Here is a 23,521-nt window from a genome sequence, read left to right on the forward strand (position 1 = left end):
CAATAAGCATTTTTTCTCTTTTTACCGGATAAATGAGTATAATATGAAATTGCAGGAAGACTTCACATTTACATAACAAAGGAGAACATAATGAAAAAACTCAGCATTGTATTATTTGTTTTAATGATAGCTATAGTAGGCTGTTCAAAAGGAAATGATTCAAGTTCAAAAGAAGTAAAAGGAACGATTGAAGTACCGGAATCAATTCAAGCAAATGAACAAGTCAAGCTTAAAGTCCTTGTGACGCAAGGAGATAAAAAAGTGGAAAACGCCGATGACGTGCAGTTCCAAGTTGAAAAGGAAGGCTATATCAATCAAGAAATGACAAAAGCACCGCACGAAGGAAAAGGTGTATACAGCACGGACTATACGTTTAAAGAAGACGGCGAATATATGATTACCGCTCACGTTACGGTAAACGGTGACATGAAAATGTTTACGAAAAAAGTAGAGGTAGGCAAGTCTAAAGAGTAGTACCTATAATTGAAGAAGCGGCTTATATAGCCATTTAAAAAGAGAATGCCTCGTGCATTCTCTTTTTTTAATAAGGTTGTTTTAATCTAAGTAATTCGATAGCTCAATCAAATTGTGATCAGGATCTCGAATATAGACAGAAACAATAGGCCCTACAGCACCTGTACGTTTGACCGGTCCTTCTTCGATTTCTACACTATGTTTTTGTAAATGATTGATTACGCTTTCGATTTTTTCTTCTGTAATAAAACATAAATCAGCGGAACCCGGAAGAGGTTGCTTTGCTTTTGGCTCAAATTCATGGCCCGCTTGATGTAGGTTTATTTTTTGATCACCAAAACGAAGCGCTACTCTTCCTTCTCCGAACGTTTCTTTTTGCATGCCTAAAATAACCGTATAAAAGTGAATTGTTTTTTCAACGTCTTTTACCGTTAGTACAAAATGGTCTAATTTTTTAATCATTTCGTTTCCTCCTCACATTGTGAACTTTCTTCCTCTGACGGTAGGGTAAGTACTGGGTGAGATCTGAGAGGTTTTTCTATAAATAAGTATATCATTTGTAAGGAGGAGGATAGCCAAAGACAGTTGTATGTTCATTTCCAGTTCAAATGAGCGTTTTATAAATAGCCTGTTTTTTAAAATGTTGTGGTTTTACACAATGCATTAAAGGTTTATGGGATTTTATGTTAATATTGGATGAAGAGTGGCACTTGTTTTAGTAACTTGATCTGGAAAGTTTGTTGATTAGATGTGTTAAAAATTTAAATACATATAAGAATGGAGATGCTCATATGTCTATGGGGATACTTTCTTTAATTACTTTTGTTATCTGGTTTGTAGCAATTCAAGAGTTTTTAAAACCTGAAAAGAATCAGAGTAACCGAAAAATAATGATGTTAACATCCGCAGGCTCCTTGCTGAAGTTAGTTCTGACCATTTCACTTTTTCAAACGCTATAAAAATACTTCTAAAAGCGGTTTTTCCTAGGCTATAAGAAGCGGAATAGGGCTCACCTTTCTTTTTTGCTCCGCTTATTCTGCAGAAAAAAAGAAAAAGAAGCTTATGAACTGATGATTCGTAAGCTTCTTTTTTGTTTTATACGACTATCTTATTTATAAACGCTGGACGGAATTTTAAACGTATGAATGCCGTTAGAATACGGGCCGTACTCATATTCACCAAATATAATGGCAATGCCGCTACTTGTGTAGTAAAACTGATCTTCTTTTAAGTTTACAGACTTAAATTCATTAACCCAGAACTGCGCACCCTTTTTATTACGAGCAATCATTTCATTACGAATATAGTTATTAACTTTATTTAACTTAGTGTTGTTGTTAATAATATCTTTTAAGCTAATTTGTCGAGCTTTCAACAAATCGTAATTGTACGTATCAATCCAAGTGTTGCCGTGAGCGCCGCCAGCGTACGCATCATTCGTAATAGCAACACTTAAAATATTATCTTGGTTGTAAGGTACAGAGTATGTCATATTACGAGAATAAGGACCTGGTGCCCAGCCGTTTTTGCGGTCTTCCTTTTCTTGTTCTTTTAGCTCGTTGTGTTCTTTTTGTGCCTCCTTAGCAATGTTTAAAAACTTTCGATTGTAGCTAGCCTCAAAGGGTTTATTGATAAGGCCGGATACCTGCGGATAGCTAATGTTGCTTGCTAAAGATTTCTTCGTAACCGTTACTCCTAGTGCTTGAATTTTGTCACTAGGTGCTTTTTCATACTTAATACTTGATGACTTTTGAGCATAGGTACCCTTTGATACCCCATACAGACCACCAAATTTACTTGACTCAGAATACACGCGAAATACTTGCCCTTTTATCACTTTTCTAGCCGCTACTAACTTGTTGTTTTTAATGTTGTAAAGATTAGTATTCTTTAAAACGGTAACGCGTCCTATTTGCCCTTTAACCAGTTCCTGATTCCCCCACACGACTTTTGCTTCTGCAACTGTTTGCGGAGCAAGCGGTGAGAATAGCAAAGCCAAACCTAAAACAACTGCGCTAACTCTTTTGAACCTTTTCATAAAAGCCTCCTAAAGTGATTTTTTGAGGTTTTAAAGCTAATCAATACTTTATTTTCAAAAAAACCCATTTATTAGTATAGCACAGGATTTACAGGTTTTTACTGTTTTTTTGATTCTTTTTTACTGATTTATTTTCAGTATGATTTTTCATAAATATTTACGAACACAGGCTGTAAGTAAGAAAAAAACACAGTATTTTACCCTAGACTAAAAAAGTTTCCTGTGGTAAACTTTCGGTATCATGACAAGTGAAAACTGAAAATTTTAAATAAATCATGCTGACATGTTCATTTTTCTGCACCAGCAGAATACCCTATTAAAAATCAACGAGCATATTTTTTTTACCTTAAAAGTTGGTCTAACGAAAAAAATATAACCTTAGATAAAAAATGAGAAGGGACGAAAAATAGATGGCTAGTGTAAAAAATTATCCATTGTCTACATTTACGACAGGTGAAACGGTGCAGCTAGAGCGAATCGAAATCGAAGGTGCCTTAAAGCGACGCTTGTTAGATTTAGGATTTATTCCAGGAGCAATTATCAAAGTGCTTCAAAAAAGCCCGTTAGGAGATCCTGTTGCCTATCAAGTAAGTCATACAACGATTGGTCTCAGAAAAGAAGAGAGCTCAAAAATTTATGTGAAAAAAGTAGGTGACGACGGTGAGTAAGTATTGTATTGCATTAGCAGGAAATCCGAACACAGGAAAAAGTACGTTATTTAATAGCTTAACCGGTCTTAAGCAGCACACGGGAAACTGGACGGGAAAAACCGTAGCCAAAGCAGAAGGGACGTTTGAACATCACCAGCAGCTCTACACAATCGTCGATTTACCTGGAACGTATTCACTGTATTCAAACTCGGCGGACGAAGAAGTAGCGCGTGACTATATTTTATTTGAAAGACCTGACGTTACGGTAGTGGTGGTTGATGCAACGGCGATGGAGCGAAATCTTAATTTAGCGCTGCAAGTGATGGAAATGACTGAAAACGTCGTGATTTGCGTGAACTTAATGGATGAAGCAAAGAAAAAAGGAATTGTGATTAACGAAAAAAAGCTGGCTGAATCGTTAGGCGTACCGGTTGTGCCTATATCAGCACGTAATAAAAAAGGGATTACGAATTTGCTAGATGCAATTGAACAAGTCGTACGCGGGCAGGTAAAACTTAACCCTTACCAGGTGCAGTACACAAAAGAAATAGAAGCGTCATTAAAGGAGCTAGAACCTCAAGTCGCTTCTATTGTTGGAAATCAATTTCCTCTGCGCTGGATTGCTTTACGGGTTCTTGATGGAGACACGTCATTTTTAGAAACCATTCAGCAGCGTCAGCAGCAAGGTATCAGTCACACAGAAAGGAGGAACAGCGCATATGGGAAATCCGTTAACTCCTGAAAACTCATTAGCGATGGAACAATTAACTCGCTATGCGCAGCAGGCAAAAGAAAAAGATCATCGTTCCAATATGGTCGCAAGTATTTATCAGTCGTCAAAGCAAATATGTAAAAAATCAGTTGTGTACGAAGACCGCTCAAAGCTTCAGCGTACAGAAAAGTTAGATAAAGTCTTTACCTCGCCAATTTGGGGCTTTCCGATTATGCTTGGTATTTTATCGGTCATCTTTTATATCACAATAGCCGGCGCAAATGTTCCTTCTGGATTAATCGCACAAGGATTTGGCTGGGCCGAAGGGTATTTAACAGCTTTCTTTCAAGCTATGCATGCGCCAGAATGGCTGCACGGAATTCTTGTATTAGGGCTGTTTCGCGGTACCGGATGGGTGATTAGCGTGATGCTGCCTCCGATGGCCATCTTTTTCCCGGTTTTTGCTCTTTTAGAAAACTACGGATATTTGCCTCGCGTAGCGTTTAATATGGATCGTTTGTTCAAACGAGCAGGCGCACACGGCAAGCAGTCGCTGACGATGGCGATGGGGTTTGGATGTAACGCCGCAGCCATTATGTCAACGCGTATTATTGAATCGCCTCGTGAACGTATGATGGCGATCTTAACAAATAATTTTGTTCCATGTAACGGCAGGTGGCCTACGCTGATTTTGTTAGCTTCTTTATTTATGGCAACAGGCTTTACAGGGAGTGCTAAAACTTTCGTAACGGCGCTTGTTGTGGTTGGAACGGTGTTATTTGGAATCGTGGTGACGCTGTTTGTATCGTGGGCACTGTCTAAAACAGCGCTGCGCGGAGTTCCGACACACTATACGCTAGAGCTTCCGCCTTACCGCAAGCCAAAATTTGTAGATACAATTGTACGCGCGACGCTGGATAAATCGCTGTTCGTGTTAAAACGCGCGATTATTGTTGCAGCACCCGCAGCGGTGTTAACGTGGGTATTGGCCAACATTTATATCGGTGACACAAGTATTTTAATGCACTTTGTTCAGTTTCTTGACCCATTTGCTAAGTCGCTAGGACTAGACGGGTATATACTAGCTGCTTTTATCATTGGCTTGCCGGCTAATGAAATTGTTGTACCGGTTCTACTGATGGCGTATTTATCAACGGGCTCATTAATTGAAATTGAAGATGCGACTCGACTGAAACAAATTTTCCTTGATCACCACTGGACGTGGCTAACGGCTCTTAACATGATGTTGTTTTCACTCCTGCATTTTCCGTGCGGAACGACGCTTGTGAATATTTATAAAGAAACCAAAAATGCAAAGTGGACGTTTCTTGCTTTTGCAATACCAACAGTGATTGCGATTGGCGTTACGTTTACGGTTGCTCAAGTGGTAAAAGCGTTTAACCTTATTTAAATATGAAATAAAAGTGCAGGGCTTTGAGAAGAGCCCTGCTTTTTTTATGAGTTGTTAATTAACTAGATTTTTAGTTTTATAATGTAAGATTAATTGATATTTTTTAGGGGAAATGGTAATTTGTATGATATGTGCTTCGTTCATGATGCACATACATGTAACTTCTGGGGAAGAACAACTATGGTGAAAAACAAGGTCATAGAAACCATCTGCTGGCTGGCAATCCTTGCTCTCCTTATTCTCAGTTCAGTATTGTAAATGTCGTTTATAAAGGTACAAAACAAACGCTTCTATTTACAAGAGATGAGCTGAAGTCTGGAGAAGTAAGCAAAAGCTGGGAATCATTTCGAAAAGAACAGCAGCTGTCACAGCACAAAGCAAAAATAGAAGATTTTTGTTTGACGCTAGATAGGGATCAAAACATATCTTCTATGCGGTTTACAGTGATAGATCCTTCTGATGATAACTCATATACAATGCTAGATTACAGCTCTTGTTTTTTATGTGAAGACAAAGGAGAGGATCGGTTGACGGTTACAAGTGACAAAGTTGATCGAAAGCCTGCTCAATACGACCGATTAATGACCGCAGATGAGTTCTTTTTGAAGGTAGAAACCCTTAACAACCAGCATTTCTTTACAACTAGTCGCTATGCGTACACGCACCTTCATTCTTCCGGTGAGTACGAGAATACGAGTTATGACGGCCCTTACTTTATTTTAGAGGGAACGGAGTTAAAACAACTACAAACCTCTCATTCTTTGGACAAAGATTATCGTAATTACGGCAGCATACAAGTGATTGGCAGCAACAGTTCAGGAAGCTATCAGACAAGCGAGGGTACAACCGAAAGCATCATCATTAGGTAAAAAACGCTGCTGTTTGCACCATGAGAGATTAATAGAAAAAAGCGCCAATGAAATGCTAAAAGGAGGCTGACGGTGGGGATATTTTTTAATAAAATAGATTCAAAAAAAGCTAATAAGTATCAAACAAGGCTATACTCTTGTTTCACCATTCTGATAATAGTGAATGTGATTAACAGCTGGTTTCTCGATTGGCTTTGGCTTTATATCACCACAAGTAGCGTTCTTGTTATACTAGTGATATTCCTGCTCAAAACACCTAAACGTGATTTAGATGAAGAGTGGAAGCAGCTAGAAATAGAGAAAGACGAGGCTTTTGAAAACAGAGTCAATTTGATGGTTATGAATGGCCGAAGTGATGTGCAGGCTATTAAATACATACGAAAAGAAAAAAATCTTGGTCTGCTTCATGCGAAGCAGTATCTTGACCGTATTAAAGAATCAAAGAAATAATAAAAGCGACCTTTGACAAGCAGAGGTCGCTTTTTGATAGGCTATTTACTTTTTCTCGCCAACCGTCACTTTTTTCGTAAACATTTTCATGTCGCCTTTTATCGTCACATGAGCGGTAATCGTATATTCGCCGTCGTCTTTGAACGTATAGTCCGTACTGTATGCGCCGTTATCCTGATGTTTGGCATCGATCATTTCCTGGTTAATATAGCCTTCTTTTTCAACTTGAATCTGTACGGCGTCTGCATTTTCGATTTTTTTATCTCCTTGTGTAACGAGTACGTTAATAGATGTTTTTTCGTTTGCTTTAATAGTTTGCGGCACTTCAATTGTTCCTTTTACTTCCTGTAACTGTTGCTCATTTCCTTTTGAACAGCCTACCACGGCAATGACTAAAACGAGCAGCAGCATGCTAAGCTTTTTCATAAATATCTCCTTTTTTATCTTACCTTCTATTAGTAAATAAATTTCTCTATAAAACTTTATCACTGAAGTCATAAAATAAAATCATCCCAATGAGTGATTTTTTACGATTGTGACGCCAAGGAAATTGAACATTTTGTTGCAAAAAATAATTTGCTATTACAACGCGAGAAGGGGTGCTTTACAGCATTGTGCCATACGTTTAGGATTAAACATAATAAGCTAGGAAAAGGAGAGAGAAATATGCTCATACTTTATGATGAGCTGTACGGAAAATTTGAAATAGACGGCGTTCTTTTAGAACTCATTCAAAGTGGTCCCGTACAGCGTTTAAAAGGAATTTACCAAGGCGGAGCGAGCCGGTTTGTAAATGAAAACTGGAATACTACTCGATATGATCATTCCATTGGTACGATGATGCTTGTCAACAGATTAGGAGGCTCTTTGGAAGAGCAAATAGCGGCTTTATTACATGACGTTTCACATACGGCATTTTCTCATGTGATTGACTATGTTTTGGAACAAAAAGAAGAAAATTATCATGAAACAATTTACCAACAAATTGTGGCCCAGTCGTCTATTCCTCCTATTTTAAAGAGAGCCGGTTTAAACTGGCAAGATATCTTACTTGATGAAAGCCAATGGACGCTGCTCGAACAGAACGCTCCGCACTTATGCGCTGACCGCGTGGATTATACGCTGCGGGATTTGTACGTATGCGGGGAGATTACTTTACAAGAAGTGCATACATTTTTGGATCAGCTTGTCGTATTTAATGGACAAATGGCATGCAGTAATTTATCAGCCGCAGAATGGTTTGTGGATGCTTATTATAGAGAAGTAATTGGCTTTTTTATGAATCCGCTTAATATGTTTGGCAACTATCAGCTGACGAAAATTATCAAGCTCGCTTTGCAAAAAGATATTTTATCTATAGAAGATTTTTTAAAGCAGGATGACGATGTGGTTCGGTTGCTGAAAAATGCTGGAGATAGCAGCATTGAAGGGGTGTTATCTGCTCTTTTTAACAGCAAAGTACAAAAAGGAACAGCGTCTTGTCATGATGTTCACCAAACGACAAAAATGCGCTGGGTTGATCCTCTTGTTATTGGTTCAGATGGGGCGGTTCCTGTATCTCAGTTATCACTTACCGCTAAAAGAGTAATAGAAGAAGCAAAACAAAAGATAGAAAAAGGAGTATATCTCAGCATTCAGGCTCCGTTATAAAGGGAATCAGTACATAAAGAAAGGGATGCATAATAATGTGCATCCCTTTCTCTCATAAGAAGTTTTATAGACCTCTAAGGAAGCCTTCTCTTAACGAACTTCATCACGCTTCGCATTTAACTCTTTAATCGTTTCACCTTCAACTAATACAGGCTGATAGTAGGTTTCGGTTGGTAACTCTTTTTTGCCCTGCAGCTTTTTAATAATCCAATCCGCCGCGTCGTGTCCCATTTGTTCCTGCGGATGGGTTAAAGTTGTTAAATTAATCGTCGCATTTTTAGCGATGTACGAATTGTCTTGACCAATAATTGACAACTTGTCCGGAATAGAAATGCCAAGCTGTCTGCATACATTTACAACTTCTAATCCGACTTCATCGTTATAGCAGACAAGAGCCGTCATTTCGTCTTGATTTTCAGTAAGAAACGTCTTTAAATTAGCGTACAAATCAAGCTTTGTTTCGGTGTTAAAAGACAAAATATGCTCAGGCTGAAAGCGGAGCTTTGCTTCACCAAGCGCTTTTATGTAGCCTTTCATTCGGTACTTTCCTTGCAGGTCATCCATTTTTGCGATGAGTCCAATTTGTGTATGACCTTTTGAAATTAATTCATTTGTGGCAAGGTAGCTTGACTGAACGTCGTCTAGACAAAAAAACGGAACGTCCAATTCTTCGTAGTAGGCGTTAATCATCGTAAATGGAACGTCTTGTTCTTTGAATGATAAATAATACGAGATGTTTGGATTGTACAAATTACTTTTTGTAGGCTCAACAATTAGACCGTCTACTCCGTAGGAAAGCATCATTTCCAACGCTTTTTTTTCTTGTTCTACATCATTATTCGTGCTCGCCAGCAGCAGCGAATAATTATCTTTATTTAATCTGCTTTCAATTCCGCGAATAATAGAAGGGAAAATATAGTCGGAAATATACGTGGTAATTACGCCGATTGTTTTGTTGGCAGAAGCCCCGCTAGATTTGGATTGATACTGATTGCTCACATAGGTGCCAGAGCCTTTTTCACTTCTTAAAAAACCTTCATTCGACAGCTCTAAAATGGCTTTTCGAACCGTATGTCTGCTGACACCATACGTTTCTTGCATAACCGATTCAGTAGGGATTTGTTCGTCCATGCTGTAATCGCCTGAAAGAATTTTGCTTTTTATATCCTCAATGATCACCTGATATTTTGGCTTCATGTTTTCACTTCTTTCGTAGTTGTATACATTCAACTTTTTTTATGGATAAAATTTGTATGGACATATTTTATCATGAACGTGAATAAATGAAAAGATTTCCTTGATTTTTAATCGAAAGGAGAATGATTTAAGGGTTGGATACCGATCTTTTAAAAGTTTGAGAAGGAAATAGTAGGGTGTTTTGAATATTTGTGTGCATATATAATTTTTATATTGACAAATGTACGTACAAATAAATATACTTAAGTTGTTAACAAATTCAAACAGCGTTACATAAAACGGAAAACGCTTCCTTACTGCTATAGGTATCTTTATAGCTATCAGAAAGGAGATTAAACGTGAAAACAACTCAAGAAAGCATAAAGCAAGCAATTGCTAAAGGGAAAACGTCCCTTGGAATTGAACTTGGATCTACTCGTATTAAAGCGGTGCTGATTGATGAAAACTTTGAAACGATCGCATCAGGCAGTTATGAATGGGAAAATCTCTTAGAAGACGGTTTTTGGACGTACAACTTACTCGATATTATTACAGGTCTGCAAAGTGCTTACCGTGAAATGAAGCAAGAAGTGGAACGAAGCTACGGGATCACGATTCGAACAGTTGGCTCCATCGGCGTTTCAGCTATGATGCACGGATATATGGCATTTGATAAAACGGGTGAGCTGCTAGTTCCGTTTCGAACGTGGCGTAATGCAACAACAAGCGCAGCAGCAAAAGAATTAACTGAACATTTCCAATTTAATATTCCTGAACGATGGAGTATTGCGCATCTTTATCAGGCAATCATCAATCAAGAAAAACATCTGCCGCGCATTGATTACATGACAACGCTAGCCGGCTATATTCACTGGCTGCTGACAGGCAGTAAGGCGCTTGGCATTGGAGATGCTTCAGGAATGTTTCCAATTGATGAACGCACGCAAAATTACAGTGAAGCGATGATGAAGCAGTTTGATGATCTTATTTCTCATAAAGGGTATCCGTGGCAACTATCAGATATTCTGCCTGCAGTCCATACTTCAGGCGAGCAAGCAGGTACATTAACAGCCATTGGGGCTAGTATTTTAGATCAATCAAAAAATTTGCAGCCGGGAATTCCATTTTGTCCTCCAGAAGGAGATGCGGGAACGGGAATGGTGGCGACAAACAGCGTAAGAAAACGCACGGGAAATGTTTCAGTAGGAACGTCCGTTTTTGCGATGATTGTACTAGATAAAAAGCTTTCAAACGTTTATCCGGAAATTGATTTGGTTACTACGCCAAACGGCAGTCCAGTTGGAATGGTCCATGCGAATAACTGCTCAAGCGACTTAAACGCCTGGCTCGGATTATTTCGCGAATTTTCGGAGGCGATGGGACAAAAAGTAGAGTCGGATAAATTATTCGAAGTGATGTTAAATAAAGCGCTAGAAGCTGATCCTGATGGAGGAGGCTTGCTTAGCTACGGCTATTTCTCAGGTGAAAATATTACCGGAGTAGAAAGTGGACGTCCGCTATTTGTCCGTTCAGCAAAAAGTAATTTTAATCTAGCAAACTTTATACGAACGCATCTTTTTACAGCTTTTGGCGCTTTAAAAATAGGGATGGATCTTTTAATCAAAGAAGAAAACGTAAAGATTCACAGTATTTTAGCGCACGGAGGATTATTTAAAACGCCGGTAGTTGGTCAAAAAATGATGGCAGCGGCAATTAATACCCCGGTTTCCGTCATGGACACAGCTGGAGAAGGCGGCGCGTGGGGAATGGCTATTCTTTCTTCTTATATGCTTAATAAAAATGAGAATGAAAGTTTAGAAGATTTCTTGGATGATAAAGTCTTTAAAGAAGTAACCGCACAAGAAATTTATCCTGACGAACTCGATGTAAAAGGGTTTGAAGCATTTATTAAAAGATATAAAAAAGGGCTAGTGATTGAAAAAGCAGCTGCAGAGCACCACAGCGAAGAACGGGAGGAATTAGTGTGCTAGATAAATTAAAAGAAGAAGTATTTCAAGCAAACGTCGATTTGCCAAAACACGGACTGGTTAAGTACACGTGGGGAAATGTAAGTGCCATTGATCGAGACAGCGGTTTGTTTGTGATTAAACCAAGCGGTGTGACGTACGAGAAAATGACGGCGCAAGACATGGTAGTCGTTGATTTAGATGGCCGCGTGGTAGAAGGGGAGCTTAATCCGTCATCGGATACGCTGACGCATGCCGTACTCTATAAACATTACCCGCAAATCGGCGGTATTGCCCATACGCATTCAACGTGGGCGACCATTTGGGCTCAAGCAGGACTTGATGTGCAGGCAATGGGAACGACTCATGCCGATACCTTCTATGGTTCCGTACCGTGCGCGCGCTTTTTGACAGAAAAAGAAGTGAATGACGGATATGAAGTGGAAACGGGCAAAGTGATTATCGAAACGTTTGAAGAGCGCGGCTTAGATGTGCTAGCGGTTCCTGGCATTTTACTTCAAGGACACGGGCCGTTTACGTGGGGAAAAGATGCCAAATCGGCGGTAATGAACAGCGTCGTACTAGACGAAGTATCCAAAATGAATTTCTTTACACAAAAATTAAACGGACTGGCTGAAGAGCTGCCGCAGCGTATATTAGACAAACATTATTTACGAAAACACGGACAAAACGCGTATTACGGGCAAGGACAATAAAAGACTTACATACAGAAAAGGGGATTATCATGTTAAAAACAGCTCAAAAAGAATTTTGGTTTATTGTTGGTTCACAGCATCTTTACGGAAAAGAAGCACTAGCAGAAGTAAAAGCACACGCGCAAACGATGACTGATGCTTTAAATGAAAGCGGTGTCTTGCCTTATCCGATTGTTCTGCAAGATTTAGCTGTGAGTGCTGATACAATTACAAGCATGATGAAAGAAGTGAATTACCGAGATGAAGTTGCCGGTGTAATCACGTGGATGCATACGTTCTCGCCTGCAAAAATGTGGATTCGCGGTACCAAGTTACTGCAAAAACCGCTGCTTCATTTGGCGACACAATTTAACGAAAGCATTCCTTGGGAAACGATTGATATGGATTTTATGAACTTGAATCAATCCGCTCACGGTGATCGAGAATACGGTTTTATCAACGCGCGTTTGAACAAGCAAAATAAAATTGTAGTAGGCTACTGGGAGCGCCCCCAAGTACAGCAGCAAATTGCACAATGGATGGACGTAGCCGCTGCTTATAACGAAAGCTTCAACATTAAAGTCGCGCGTTTCGGCGACAATATGCGCAACGTCGGAGTAACGGAAGGAGACAAAATTGAAGCGCAAATTCAATTTGGCTGGACGGTTGACTACTTTGGAATCGGTGACCTTGTTCAATATGTAAATGCCGTTACGGAAGAAGAAATCAATGATTTGTTTGCTGAATATGCCGACGCGTACGAATTTGTCTACGGTGATTATTCTGCAGAAGAATGGGAGTCTAGCGTAAAAGTACAGGCAAGCTATGAAATTGCGATTAAACGTTTTCTAGATGAAGGCGGCTACAGCGCTTTTACGACTAACTTTGAAGATCTATACGGTATGAAACAGCTTCCTGGTCTAGCTGTCCAGCGCTTGATGGCACAGGGCTACGGCTTTGCTGGTGAAGGAGACTGGAAAACAGCGGCGCTTGACCGCCTGCTCAAAGTAATGAGCCACAATCAGTCAACGGGCTTTATGGAAGACTACACGTATGAATTAGCACCTGGACGTGAGTCTGTGCTGCAATCACACATGCTTGAAGTAGACCCGACGCTAGCGGTAAATAAGCCAAAACTAATCGTTTCTCCGCTAGGCATCGGCAACCGCGAAGATCCGGCCCGCTTAGTGTTTGACGGTAAGCAAGGAGAAGGCGTAGTGGTTTCCATGGCTGACTTCGGCACGCATTACAAGCTGTTAATTAACGAAGTATCGGCATTTGAGCCGGAAGTTCCAGCTCCAAATCTTCCGGTAGCGCGCGTGCTTTGGAACATTAAGCCGAACTTCCAAGACGGCGTTAAAGCGTGGATTGAAAACGGAGGCGGCCATCATACGGTACTTTCATTAAATTTAACGACCGATCAAATCGTGAGCTATGCAAAGCTTGTTGATCTAGAGTACGTCATTATTAAGTAAGCACCACTACTTCTGAGGGAGCACTGCTTCCTTGGAAGTGAAAATATAGCGTCAGTAAAAGAACGCCGTTTTTAGAAACAAATGAAAGCGTTTTAAATAAGTGTGGTAGGAAGCAAAACTAAGACAATACAAAGGGGATATATAATCATGAGTAAAGTATCAAGTAAGTTTATCTTCTTCTTCGGCTCATTTGCCGGTATTTTATTCGGTTATGATATTGGGATTATTGCTGGTGCAGAAAGTCATATCCGTGAAGCGTTTCATTTAAGTCCGCTCTGGCTGGGGATTGTGGTTTCGTCGCTAATGGGAGGAGCAATTATCGGTTCCATTTTAAGCGGATTATTAGGAGATAAGTTTGGACGAAGAAAGTTAATTTTAATTTCGTCTATCATCTTTCTTTTAGGCTCCATCGGTTCAGCGATTGCACCAGAGGAAATTACGTTAACGATTGCGCGCGTCTTTTTAGGTACAGCAGTAGGAACGGCTTCTTCGTTAGTTCCTGCCTATATGTCAGAAATCGCACCTGCTAATATTCGCGGGAAGCTTTCAGGTTTAAATCAGCTAATGATTGTAATTGGATTATTATTAAGCTATATCGTAGCCTTTATTTTTGAGCCGGTTCCAAACAGCTGGCGATTAATGCTTGGCAGCGCCGGTATTTTTGCGATCGTCTTATGCATCGGTATGATCAAGCTTCCAGAGTCGCCTCGCTACTTAATTAAAAACAGAATGGCAGATAAAGCGCGTGAAGTGCTGCGTACGCTTCGCCGGTCAACAGCTGAAGTGGAAGCTGAAGTGTCTGAAATTGAAAGCGTAGCTGTTCATGAACAATCAGGCATCAAACAGCTGTTTCATAAAAAGTTTCGTTTAGCTTTAATTATCGGTGTCGGAATGGCAACTTTTCAGCAGATTCAAGGCTCAAACTCAATTGTTTATTATGCAACAAGCATTGCTCGTCAAGTTGGTTTAGCGCCGCAGGTAGCTGCTGGTTTTACGGTCATCGTTGGGGTAATCTTCGTTGTGACAACACTTATTTTTCTGCAGTTTGTTGATAGATTCAACCGCCGTACCATTCTTACGATTGGCGGCGCGGGTATGGCTCTTTCATTTTTCACACCGGCTATTCTAGGAGCATTAGGCGTTAATGAAGTCGTCGTAAACTGGGTTACGTTAATTGCTCTTTGCTGCTTTATCCTTTGCTATGCGTTTTCTTGGGCGCCGCTTACGTGGATCATTGTAGGAGAAATTTTCCCGCTTTCTGTACGCGGAATCGGTGCTGGGATTTCATCTGCTTTTAACTGGACGGGATCGCTTGCAGTAGGGCTTGTGTTTCCTATTTTAGCTGATCAGTTTAGTTTGGGTGTTATCTTTTCAACGTTCGGGATCATTTGCATTCTCGGTTTATTCTTCATACGTTTTGTAGTTGTTGAAACAAAAGGACGCAGCCTAGAGCAAATTGAAACGGACATGGCAGCTCGTTCTGGAAGAAATTCTGTAAGTCCAGTTGAGCGTAATAAATATGTTTAATTGTCGTAAATGTTTTAAATGTAAGGTGCTGAGATAAAAGTATTTTAGCTGAAGTGAAAAACGAACCACTAATCAAAGTGTTTGATTAGTGGTTCGTTTTTTTGTGAGGGTAAATGTAGGTTTCATGTGTATAGGTCTTTCTAACAGGTGACTGGAGGACAACACGAAGACTCCCGCGGAAAGCGAAGTCTTGTACGGAAATCAACGACGGTGTCACAAGCGATTCAGCTCATGTATCCCATTTGCCTTTAGAATGGGTTCACTTCGTTATGTCTCAACCTCTTTTGGAAAACCGTACATAACTCTTAACGAAACCTTGTAGCAGAAGGCTCAGTCAAACGTTATAATAGATAATGAGTGATGATATATTCTCTATATTTGTCATATATTTGTATTACATATGTAATTGAAGAAAAACATTCACTTGATATACTGTTTAATGACTTAACTTTATCTTAAAATTTACAGTGAAATGCCTGTTTATAGAGGCTTAGAACATACACAGCAAATGGAGGAGCAATCATGGCAAACGAAAAAATGCAAGAAGGACTTGATCGTTTTATCAAGGAAGATTTAAATGACCTTTTAGGTAGACTGTTCCCCTTAATGGACCGGGAGTGTGCCGAAGAAAAAAGAAAGCTTATCGAAACAGCGGTAGAGTATATTTATTCGTCAGGATATCACCAAGGAGCCAAAGATTTAATTGAAACGCACCGAAAAGACGATTACAAATTGTTAAGGCAAAAATTAGCGTCAACGCCTCCTAAAAACTAATTTTTTTGAAATTTCTTTTGACAACATAAATCTAAGGTGTTAAGATGACTCTACATTCAAAATATTATAAACAATTAAAACTCTTATTGAGAGAGGCGGAGGGACTGGCCCTGTGAAGCCCGGCAACCATTTAACATTCTTGTTGAAAAGGTGCTACATCCTGCAAAGCGTACAGCTTTGAAAAATAAGAGAGGATTTCATAGATACTATGCCTCTCTATTCGTGATAGAGAGGCTTTTTATTTTATGTGAATATGTTTTGAATGGACAATTTTATAAAAATGCATCAGGTGCTGTGTAACGAATGTACGCAGCTTAAAAGGGAAGACCGGTGAAAAGCCGGCGCGGTCCCGCCACTGTAATGGGGAGCAAACTATTAACCACTGTTTCATGTTGAAATGGGAAGGGATAGGAAGCGATGAACCTAAGTCAGGAGACCTGCCTGTTGTATGCACTTAAGCTCTACGGGATATAGAGAGGAGTGAGGAATACGTGTTGAGAAAAACAGGCTGTCTCAACTCTAGTTAAGTATGCGTATTATCTCTCTTTTCATTTCGAAAAGGGAGATTTTTTAGTTTACCGATAAAAAAATATACAGGGAGTGGAAAAAATGAGCAGTGTAAAAAGTTCAAACTTAGGTTATCCAAGAATTGGTGAAAAACGAGAGTGGAAAAAAGCGCTTGAGCAGTTTTGGGCAGGAAAGCTGGAGAAAGATATCTTTCTTCAGGAAATTGAAGCTCTTCGTCTAGGGCATCTGAAAAAACAGCGTGACGCAGGAATTGAATTAATTCCAGTCGGCGATTTCAGTTTATACGACCACGTGTTAGATACAGCTGTTATGTTCGGTCTAGTGCCAAAGCGCTTTGAGTATGACGGAGGACCGGTATCGCTTGAAACGTATTTTGACATCGCCCGAGGAACAAAAGGTGCGGTAGCCTCTACGATGACAAAATGGTTTAACACAAATTATCACTACATCGTACCGGAGCTTGAGGAATGTACGCCGGCACTTGTAGAAAATCGCCCGCTTCAGTTTTACAAAGAAGCAAAAGAAAAGCTGAATATTGAAGGCAAGCCCGTGATTCTAGGTCCAGTAACATTTGTGAAGCTGTCAAAAGGATATAAAAAAAGTGAGTTTAAAGAAGTAGTTGAACAGTTTGTTCCGCTTTATGCAACTATCTTAGCGGAGCTGCAGGCAGAAGGAGTAGAGTGGGTGCAGATAGATGAGCCAATTTTATCTACAACGCTATCAAAAGAAGACCTGGCGCTTTACACAGAAGTCTATCAAACTTTGAAGGAAGCGGCACCGAATGTAAAAGTCATTTTACAAACGTATTTTGACTGCGTTGATCACTACAAAGAAGTTGTGTCTCTTCCTGTTGAAGGAATCGGTTTAGACTTTGTGCATGACCGAGGCGAAAATCTCACTGCGCTTAATAAATATGGTTTTCCAACTGATAAAGTGCTGGCTGCGGGAGTGATTGACGGACGCAACATTTGGCGTGAAAATTTGGACGAACAGCTTTTAACGCTTAGTGAAATTGAAGAAGCCGTATCAAAAGACCGTTTGATTCTGCAGCCTTCATCAAGTTTATTACATGTTCCTGTCACGGTGAAAAATGAAGAAACCATTGATCCAGTATTAAAAAATGCGCTCTCTTTTGCAGATGAAAAGCTAAAGGAAATCACGCTTTTAACAAAAGCAGTGCAGCAAGGAAAAGAGTCGATAGAAGAAGAAATAAACGTAAGCAAACAGGCGATTCAAGCATTAAATGGTTCATCTTTTCGAAATCATCAAGACGTGCAAAAAGAGCTGAAGCAGCTGCACAGCTATAAAGCAGCGCGACAAGCGCCGTTTGACGTACGTCAACGCGTTCAGCAAGAAGCGTTTCAACTGCCGCTTCTTCCAACGACAACGATTGGAAGCTTTCCGCAAACAAAAGAAGTGCGAAAAGAGCGTTTAAAATGGCGTAAAGGCGAGTTAAGCGATGAAGCATATGAAGCGTACATTAACGAGGAAATAAAAAAATGGATTGAAATTCAAGAAGACATCGGCTTAGATGTCCTTGTGCACGGAGAGTTTGAGCGTACGGACATGGTCGAATACTTCGGTGAGAAATTAGGAGGCTTTCAGTTTACGAAGTTTGGCTGGGTGCAATCTTACGGTTCTCGCTGCGTGAAGCCGCCGCTTATTTACGGAGATGTATCGTATGAGCAGGCGATGACGATCAAAGAAACGGTCTACGCACAGTCTCTAACAAATAAGCCGGTTAAAGGAATGCTGACGGGTCCGATTACGATTTTAAATTGGTCGTTTGTGCGTGATGATATCCCGTGCTACGACGTGGCAAATCAAATTGCGCTTGCTCTTAGAAAAGAAGTAGAAGCACTTGAAAGTCAGGGCATTTCAATGATTCAAGTAGATGAACCGGCACTGCGTGAAGGATTGCCGTTAAAACGAGAAAACTGGGACAGCTACTTAAATGCTGCGGTGTATGCATTTAAACTAGCCACGGTATCGGTGCAAAACGAGACGCAAATTCACACGCATATGTGCTATTCAGAATTCGAAGAGATTATTGATGCCATCAAAGCGCTTGATGCCGACGTGATTTCCATTGAAACGTCTAAAAGCCACGGTGAATTAATTTATGCGTTTGAAAAACATACGTACAATCAAGGAATCGGACTTGGCGTGTATGATATCCACAGTCCGCGCGTACCGAAGCTTGAAGAGCTTCAGCGAAACATTGACCGCGCTCTGCAGGTACTTGATCCTGCATTATTTTGGATTAATCCCGACTGCGGCCTTAAAACAAGAGGAATCAGCGAGACGGTTGAAGCTTTAAAAGTCATGGTTGAGTCCGCAAAACAAACCAGACAAAATTTATTACAAAACGTTTAATGATAAGAAATTAAAGAACAAGCAGTGTAACCGCTACACTGCTTGTTCTTATGGGATTTTAAAAGGCCAAAAATATCCATTGACACTTCCCCTACATTTTTGTATCTTTTTAAAGGTGTTTTTAAAATCAGGGAGGTACAACATGAGTAACAACAGCACGCAGCACGTTAAAATTGTAACAGCGGATCCATCAGCGCTAGGTCTATTCGGACTTGCCATGGTGACACTTGTTGCATCGTTTCAAAAGCTTGGGGTAACCGATGGTGTTTCATTGGTATTGCCATGGGCGATTTTTTTAGGCGGGATAGGGCAGTTAATCGCGTCTATGCAAGATTTCAAACATAATAATACCTTCGGCGCAACTGCTTTTGGTGCCTTCGGGTTATTTTGGCTAGGTGTAGCTATGACATGGCTTATTCAGCTTGGAGCATTTGGGGAAGCGCTCGCAAAAGAAGCGGATCCGAAGCAGCTCGGATTTGCTTTTGTCGGCTACTTGATTTTCAGCGTTTTTATGACAGTTGGAGCAATGGGCACTCATAAAGTATTATTTATTATTTTTGTGTTAATCGATTTCTTATTCATTGGATTATCGCTAAGTACATTTGGTGTGGCATATGAATACACGCACTTACTAGCAGCAGTTTCAGAGCTATTAATTGCTCTGTTTTCATTCTATGGATCTGCAGCGGCTGTATTAAATACTCACTACGGTCGAGTTGTGCTTCCGGTGGGCAAGCCGTTTGGTGCATTTATTAAATAATCAAGACGTTAATTAAAAAGCGAAGTAGGATTGAATTCTGTATGATGCAGAGGTCAATCCTTTTTTGTTTGGGCATTTTTATATATAGTAGAAAGAGATAGTTATATGTAATAGAAGCTTTTAGAGAAAAAAGAGAAATACATAATGAAAGGAAACGTTTCAATGATTATAAGACAAGTGGATGAAAAAGATTTAAACCAATTAATTACGTTAGAAAACAAAGGCTTTACACCTGAAGAAGCTGCCTCAAAAGACGCATTCATCACGCGGATCAACACCATTCCTGATACGTTTATCATCGCCCAAGAAAATGAAGAAATAATCGGATATGTGAACGGTCCCGTCATTTCAGCTCCGTTTATTACGGATGATTTGTTTGAAAAAACGATTTCGAACCCTGAGACAGGCGGTCATCAAAGTATTTTGGGTATCGTTGTAAATCCCAAGCATCATCACAAAGGAATTGCCAGTATGCTGTTAAGAGAATTTGAAAAACAAGCGCGGAACAAACAGCGCTTAACGGTTACCTTAACATGTAAAGAAGAATTGATTCCGTTTTACGAAAAAAACGGATATGTGAATCAAGGAGTAGCGGAGTCCCAGCATGCAGGCGTGCAGTGGTTTAATATGAGTAAGGAGCTTTAACAAACAGACAATGAAATAAAAAAGCACAAGCTTCTTTTAAGGAGTTTGTGCTTTTTTATATTAATTTCTGTGTAGTTATTGTAAATATGTAAAAGTAAAGATGGTATTTACATGAATAAGTACGGCTTTTTTTATTGAGAGGATGAACATGTGTTTGATCTATTTCGTTGCTTCTAGCGGTTGATTGGAGGGCAAGGCGAAGACTCCTGCGGGAAAAGCGGCACAGATGAGACCCCGCAGGAGCGAAAGCGACGAGGAGGCTCAGCGGCCGCCCGCGGAAAGCGAAGCCTTGCACGGAAATCAAGAGCGGTGTAACAAGCGATTCATACTCAATCATTTCTCCCATTTTTTCGTCTTTAGATTGGATTAATCTCGTTATATTTCAATCTCTTTTTTAGGTAGGTAAGAGACATTGATTTGTCAAATATATTTGACAGTAACAAGGAAGATAATATAAGATATGGATGTAAAAAGTTTTTTACATTTTAGAGATGAGTGATGAATGGTGGAAAATCGAATTAAAGAACTGCGTAAAAGCAAACGAATGTCTCAAGATGAATTGGCAAAAGTATGCGGCGTATCGAGACAAACGATTAATGCAATTGAAAACAATAAGTATGATCCAAGCTTGACCCTTGCTTTTCAACTGGCTGCAGAGCTGGGAGCAACAGTAGATGAGCTGTTTTTATTTCATAAATCATGATGAGTTAGTTAAAAAGAGAAGGTAATGTGAAGTAGCGATCTTACTAGTAGAAGTTTTGACATTTCTGTACTATAAGCTAAAAGCACATAAGTAAATAGTAGATCAATATTACTTCTATCACTTTATAAAAAGAGATTTACAGAGCAACGGTGGTGAAATGAATGAAAAATCGAGCTGCCGGAGTAGCTCTTACAAGTACGGGCATGTTACTGTTGATGGTAACGTTAGTACTTCCTGTTCCGGGATTAACGTATAGTTTACTTGTAGGAAGCAGCATTGTACTAAAGGGCTGCGGAACAGGAGGAATAAAAAGGTGTATCACGTGAATGCAGCGTGATGTGGAAAAGGAGGTTCCTTTTTGAAAAAAAGAACGATTATTATAGCTGCACTTTTATTTGTCATCGTATTTTATTTTACATATACCGGGAAAGCCTATCAGTTAAAAGACGTCATAAAAGTAGATGAAGCAAACGTTACGCGTATTGAAATAGATACGGACGAAGGAAAACGTGTAGTAGATGATAAAAAAGAGATAAAGCAAATCGTACATTCTTTGGCAAAAGTAGAAGTGAAAAAAAGCAAGGAGCTCGACCCAAAGTTTGACCAGGCTTACTGGGTAAAAATCGTTGAAAACGGAAAAGATGCGTACGGCTTAACGATTTACGATGATGATTACATAAAAGCATTTAACTTTGAAGATAAAAAGCAGGCGACATATACGATTGTTAAAGATCAAAAAGTAGATGTTAAAAAGCTGTTTTCAACTAAATAAACGTGAAATAAGCTTTTTCAAGCCTACTAAAAAAGACAGCCTGCGCTGTCTTTTTTTATAAAAATAATAGATTGAAAATTATGACTACTTAAAGCGGAATTAATCCTTGCCTATATAATTAATAAATGATTGTATTAGGTCAATATCAGGGTTAACCAATAGTGCTGGAAGAAGGCCGAATGTTAATAATACAAGAACGTTTGATCCAATAAAGATGCGAAGTGCTTTTTTGATTTTCATGATATTTCCTCCCTTTTTTATATTTTCGTATAAAAAGAGAAAAAAATCAATAGAAATGTGACGAAATTGTGAACTTTTTGTCTGATAGTCCCTGATAGATTATAAAAATTCCCTCTCTATACTAGATAGAGAGGGGATATAGCAAGTCATAAAATATGTAGAAACATTAAAAGTACATGCGCAGATTCCCAATGAAACGATAAAGAAAATAGCATGAAAAACCAATTAAGACACATCCTGCCGCAATAGAAACCCATTTAATATAAAGCTGATTCAGCACTTTTCTAGTTCCAGAGACAATCGTCATTAAGCCTAGGTCATGAATTAAAATCCCTGTTAATATTCCGGCAGCAATCAGCAGGAAATGAAAAGAATGAGAGGATTGAAGCGAATTAGTCAGCACCGTTCCAAACACGCTGAGCCAAAAAATGAGATTGCTAGGAGAAATCGCAACAAAGATCCCGTTCATATAGGAAGATGCAAACGACTTTTTTACGTGCTCTCCAGGAGACGTTATATCATGGTCGGCATGTCTAATGCTGTCATAGCCAATATAAAATAAAAAAAGCGCTCCTATAAGCCACATGATAAGCTGTATAAAAGGAGCCGATAAAAAAGAAGCCAGTCCAGAGTAAAGAAGCACAATTAATAATAAATCAACCGTCATTCCTCCGAGTCCAACAACCCATCCGTGAAGAAAACCGTTTTTTAAACCTTGCTTTGTCATTTCAATTGTCACCGTGCCAACGGGAAGGGCAATCGAAAGGCCTAGCAGTACATTTGTTAAAAATAACGTCACCAAAAACAAAACCTCTTTCAATCTTGTATCTACTATTATTTTCCGTTTAAGGGGTATTTCATTATATGAAAATATGTAATAAAATTCAATGTTATGTATAAAAAACATACGGTAAATATAAGAGGAGGAAAAAGTAAATGAAATTAATTTGTGAATCGTTGGAAAAAGAAGACTATACGCAAGAACTTCTAGAGGTGAACTTTACACATCCTTTGATTCAACAAAAGGTACGTAAACTCAAAAGCGGCTTGCCTCATTCTTCCCTAGAGTACATAAAAAAAGCATATGAGTTTGTGAGAGATGAAGTATCTCATTCCTGGGATATTCAAAGCAGAATCATCACGAAAACCGCTTCAGAGGCTTTAAAAGAAAAGGAAGGAATTTGTTACAGCAAGTGTAATCTATTAGCCGCTTTGCTGCATGCAGAAGGGATTCCAACAGGCTTTTGTTATCAAAGACTGATACTTGGAGATACAATAGACACAGGCTACTGTATTCATGCGTTAAATGCTGTCTATATCAAAATCGAAAAGAGGTGGATTCGATTAGACGCAAGAGGAAATAAAGAAGGAGTGCAGGCGGATTTTTCGCTAAAAAAAGAAAAATTAGCTTTTACAGCGAATTCTGCACGGGGGGAAGTGGATTATTCACTTATTTATACAAAACCTCATAAAGAAACAATGGACGTGTTGTCTCAGCATGAAGACTGCCTGGATATGTATTTACACCACTTGCCTACTGAGCTATAAAAAGAGGGTGGAACAAAAGTAGTGTAGTTAAAAGAAGATTCAAACGAGATGGATTTTTTATAATATAGGTGCTTCTAGCTG

General features: G+C 39.4%; 27 protein-coding genes and 2 riboswitches. Of the genes, 21 read left to right on the top strand and 6 right to left on the bottom strand.

Annotation, left to right across the window (positions count from 1 at the left end):
- Positions 1 to 90: 90 nt before the first annotated feature.
- Positions 91 to 474: a FixH family protein gene (locus LAV82_RS12155; RefSeq protein ID WP_211077659.1), complete on the top strand. Its 384-nt coding sequence runs from the start codon at positions 91 to 93 to the stop codon at positions 472 to 474.
- Between the two features lie 81 nt (positions 475 to 555).
- Here LAV82_RS12155 and LAV82_RS12160 read toward each other — a convergent pair whose 3' ends face one another.
- The gene (locus tag LAV82_RS12160; protein WP_211077660.1) at positions 556 to 936 is read right to left on the bottom strand and encodes a VOC family protein; all 381 of its coding nucleotides are present in this window, start codon (positions 934 to 936) and stop codon (positions 556 to 558) included.
- 329 nt (positions 937 to 1,265) lie between these two features.
- On the opposite strand from LAV82_RS12160, the gene LAV82_RS12165 reads away from it, so the two are divergent.
- Positions 1,266 to 1,433 carry a hypothetical protein gene (locus LAV82_RS12165; RefSeq protein ID WP_211077661.1) on the top strand — a complete coding sequence of 56 codons (168 nt, stop codon included), beginning with the start codon at positions 1,266 to 1,268 and terminating at the stop codon, positions 1,431 to 1,433.
- Positions 1,434 to 1,582: 149 nt separating this feature from the next.
- On the opposite strand, the gene LAV82_RS12170 is transcribed toward LAV82_RS12165, so the two are convergent.
- On the bottom strand, positions 1,583 to 2,512 hold the full coding sequence (locus tag LAV82_RS12170) for a DUF3298 and DUF4163 domain-containing protein (RefSeq protein ID WP_211077662.1): 930 nt from the start codon (positions 2,510 to 2,512) through the stop codon (positions 1,583 to 1,585).
- Positions 2,513 to 2,922: 410 nt separating this feature from the next.
- Here LAV82_RS12170 and LAV82_RS12175 point away from each other — a divergent pair, with 410 nt between their 5' ends.
- From LAV82_RS12175 to LAV82_RS12195, 5 genes are all read left to right on the top strand, one after another.
- Complete coding sequence (locus LAV82_RS12175) at positions 2,923 to 3,180, top strand: FeoA family protein (protein WP_098432468.1); 258 nt, start codon at positions 2,923 to 2,925, stop codon at positions 3,178 to 3,180.
- Positions 3,173 to 3,904, top strand: coding sequence for a FeoB small GTPase domain-containing protein (locus LAV82_RS12180; protein WP_013058245.1), 732 nt, complete (start codon positions 3,173 to 3,175; stop codon positions 3,902 to 3,904). The genes LAV82_RS12175 and LAV82_RS12180 overlap by 8 nt, the downstream gene beginning before the upstream one ends.
- Before the next feature lie 13 nt (positions 3,905 to 3,917).
- Positions 3,918 to 5,285: a nucleoside recognition domain-containing protein gene (locus LAV82_RS12185; RefSeq protein WP_372585234.1), complete on the top strand. Its 1,368-nt coding sequence runs from the start codon at positions 3,918 to 3,920 to the stop codon at positions 5,283 to 5,285.
- Positions 5,286 to 5,812: 527 nt separating this feature from the next.
- Positions 5,813 to 6,154 (top strand): hypothetical protein, encoded by a 342-nt coding sequence (locus LAV82_RS12190; protein ID WP_041816597.1) that lies wholly within the window; start codon positions 5,813 to 5,815, stop codon positions 6,152 to 6,154.
- Between the two features lie 72 nt (positions 6,155 to 6,226).
- On the top strand, positions 6,227 to 6,604 hold the full coding sequence (locus LAV82_RS12195; protein WP_053487569.1) for a hypothetical protein: 378 nt from the start codon (positions 6,227 to 6,229) through the stop codon (positions 6,602 to 6,604).
- A gap of 45 nt (positions 6,605 to 6,649) precedes the next feature.
- Here the strand turns inward: LAV82_RS12195 and LAV82_RS12200 are convergent, their stop codons facing one another.
- Entirely contained in the window at positions 6,650 to 7,030 is a 381-nt protein-coding gene (locus tag LAV82_RS12200) for a FixH family protein (protein WP_499716164.1), read from the bottom strand.
- A gap of 240 nt (positions 7,031 to 7,270) precedes the next feature.
- Between LAV82_RS12200 and LAV82_RS12205 the strand changes: the two genes are divergently transcribed.
- On the top strand, positions 7,271 to 8,254 hold the full coding sequence (locus tag LAV82_RS12205; protein WP_499716166.1) for an HD domain-containing protein: 984 nt from the start codon (positions 7,271 to 7,273) through the stop codon (positions 8,252 to 8,254).
- A 90-nt stretch (positions 8,255 to 8,344) separates the two neighbouring features.
- Here LAV82_RS12205 and LAV82_RS12210 read toward each other — a convergent pair whose 3' ends face one another.
- Positions 8,345 to 9,451 (bottom strand): GntR family transcriptional regulator, encoded by a 1,107-nt coding sequence (locus tag LAV82_RS12210; protein ID WP_499716167.1) that lies wholly within the window; start codon positions 9,449 to 9,451, stop codon positions 8,345 to 8,347.
- Between the two features lie 338 nt (positions 9,452 to 9,789).
- Between LAV82_RS12210 and LAV82_RS12215 the strand changes: the two genes are divergently transcribed.
- The 12 genes from LAV82_RS12215 (at position 9,790) to LAV82_RS12270 (ending at position 21,652) form a co-directional block, all read left to right on the top strand.
- Entirely contained in the window at positions 9,790 to 11,421 is a 1,632-nt protein-coding gene (locus tag LAV82_RS12215) for a xylulokinase (RefSeq protein WP_499716168.1), read from the top strand.
- Positions 11,415 to 12,113 (top strand): L-ribulose-5-phosphate 4-epimerase, encoded by a 699-nt coding sequence (locus LAV82_RS12220; RefSeq protein ID WP_013058237.1) that lies wholly within the window; start codon positions 11,415 to 11,417, stop codon positions 12,111 to 12,113. Before LAV82_RS12215 ends, LAV82_RS12220 begins: the two co-directional genes overlap by 7 nt.
- Before the next feature lie 29 nt (positions 12,114 to 12,142).
- Entirely contained in the window at positions 12,143 to 13,567 is a 1,425-nt protein-coding gene (gene araA / locus LAV82_RS12225; protein WP_013058236.1) for an L-arabinose isomerase, read from the top strand.
- A gap of 147 nt (positions 13,568 to 13,714) precedes the next feature.
- Positions 13,715 to 15,094, top strand: a complete 1,380-nt coding sequence (locus LAV82_RS12230; RefSeq protein WP_499716170.1) for a sugar porter family MFS transporter — start codon at positions 13,715 to 13,717, stop codon at positions 15,092 to 15,094.
- A 522-nt stretch (positions 15,095 to 15,616) separates the two neighbouring features.
- Positions 15,617 to 15,868 carry a hypothetical protein gene (locus tag LAV82_RS12235; protein WP_057273687.1) on the top strand — a complete coding sequence of 84 codons (252 nt, stop codon included), beginning with the start codon at positions 15,617 to 15,619 and terminating at the stop codon, positions 15,866 to 15,868.
- Positions 15,869 to 15,948: 80 nt separating this feature from the next.
- A riboswitch (SAM riboswitch) is annotated at positions 15,949 to 16,059 on the top strand.
- A gap of 79 nt (positions 16,060 to 16,138) precedes the next feature.
- Positions 16,139 to 16,327, top strand: a riboswitch (cobalamin riboswitch).
- A gap of 150 nt (positions 16,328 to 16,477) precedes the next feature.
- The gene (metE, locus tag LAV82_RS12240; RefSeq protein WP_499716171.1) at positions 16,478 to 18,772 is read left to right on the top strand and encodes a 5-methyltetrahydropteroyltriglutamate--homocysteine S-methyltransferase; all 2,295 of its coding nucleotides are present in this window, start codon (positions 16,478 to 16,480) and stop codon (positions 18,770 to 18,772) included.
- Positions 18,773 to 18,914: 142 nt separating this feature from the next.
- The gene (locus LAV82_RS12245; RefSeq protein WP_499716172.1) at positions 18,915 to 19,532 is read left to right on the top strand and encodes an acetate uptake transporter; all 618 of its coding nucleotides are present in this window, start codon (positions 18,915 to 18,917) and stop codon (positions 19,530 to 19,532) included.
- Between the two features lie 144 nt (positions 19,533 to 19,676).
- Complete coding sequence (locus tag LAV82_RS12250) at positions 19,677 to 20,177, top strand: GNAT family N-acetyltransferase (RefSeq protein WP_013058230.1); 501 nt, start codon at positions 19,677 to 19,679, stop codon at positions 20,175 to 20,177.
- 180 nt (positions 20,178 to 20,357) lie between these two features.
- Positions 20,358 to 20,492, top strand: a complete 135-nt coding sequence (locus LAV82_RS12255; protein ID WP_255255966.1) for a hypothetical protein — start codon at positions 20,358 to 20,360, stop codon at positions 20,490 to 20,492.
- A 187-nt stretch (positions 20,493 to 20,679) separates the two neighbouring features.
- A complete protein-coding gene (locus tag LAV82_RS12260; protein WP_013058229.1) occupies positions 20,680 to 20,880 on the top strand; it encodes a helix-turn-helix transcriptional regulator in 201 nt (66 codons plus the stop codon).
- Between the two features lie 161 nt (positions 20,881 to 21,041).
- Positions 21,042 to 21,206, top strand: a complete 165-nt coding sequence (locus tag LAV82_RS12265; protein ID WP_013058228.1) for a hypothetical protein — start codon at positions 21,042 to 21,044, stop codon at positions 21,204 to 21,206.
- Between the two features lie 32 nt (positions 21,207 to 21,238).
- Complete coding sequence (locus LAV82_RS12270) at positions 21,239 to 21,652, top strand: DUF5301 domain-containing protein (protein ID WP_499716174.1); 414 nt, start codon at positions 21,239 to 21,241, stop codon at positions 21,650 to 21,652.
- A 99-nt stretch (positions 21,653 to 21,751) separates the two neighbouring features.
- Here LAV82_RS12270 and LAV82_RS12275 read toward each other — a convergent pair whose 3' ends face one another.
- Together LAV82_RS12275 and LAV82_RS12280 are read right to left on the bottom strand one after the other, a co-directional pair.
- Positions 21,752 to 21,892 carry a hypothetical protein gene (locus LAV82_RS12275; RefSeq protein WP_013058226.1) on the bottom strand — a complete coding sequence of 47 codons (141 nt, stop codon included), beginning with the start codon at positions 21,890 to 21,892 and terminating at the stop codon, positions 21,752 to 21,754.
- A gap of 166 nt (positions 21,893 to 22,058) precedes the next feature.
- Complete coding sequence (locus LAV82_RS12280; protein ID WP_499716531.1) at positions 22,059 to 22,691, bottom strand: LysE family translocator; 633 nt, start codon at positions 22,689 to 22,691, stop codon at positions 22,059 to 22,061.
- Between the two features lie 137 nt (positions 22,692 to 22,828).
- Here LAV82_RS12280 and LAV82_RS12285 point away from each other — a divergent pair, with 137 nt between their 5' ends.
- On the top strand, positions 22,829 to 23,440 hold the full coding sequence (locus tag LAV82_RS12285) for a transglutaminase-like domain-containing protein (protein ID WP_499716175.1): 612 nt from the start codon (positions 22,829 to 22,831) through the stop codon (positions 23,438 to 23,440).
- Positions 23,441 to 23,521: the final 81 nt, after the last annotated feature.

Origin of the sequence: Bacillus sp. ILBB4 (genome assembly GCF_035064545.1) — a bacterium.
GTDB lineage: Bacteria > Bacillota > Bacilli > Bacillales > Bacillaceae_H > Priestia.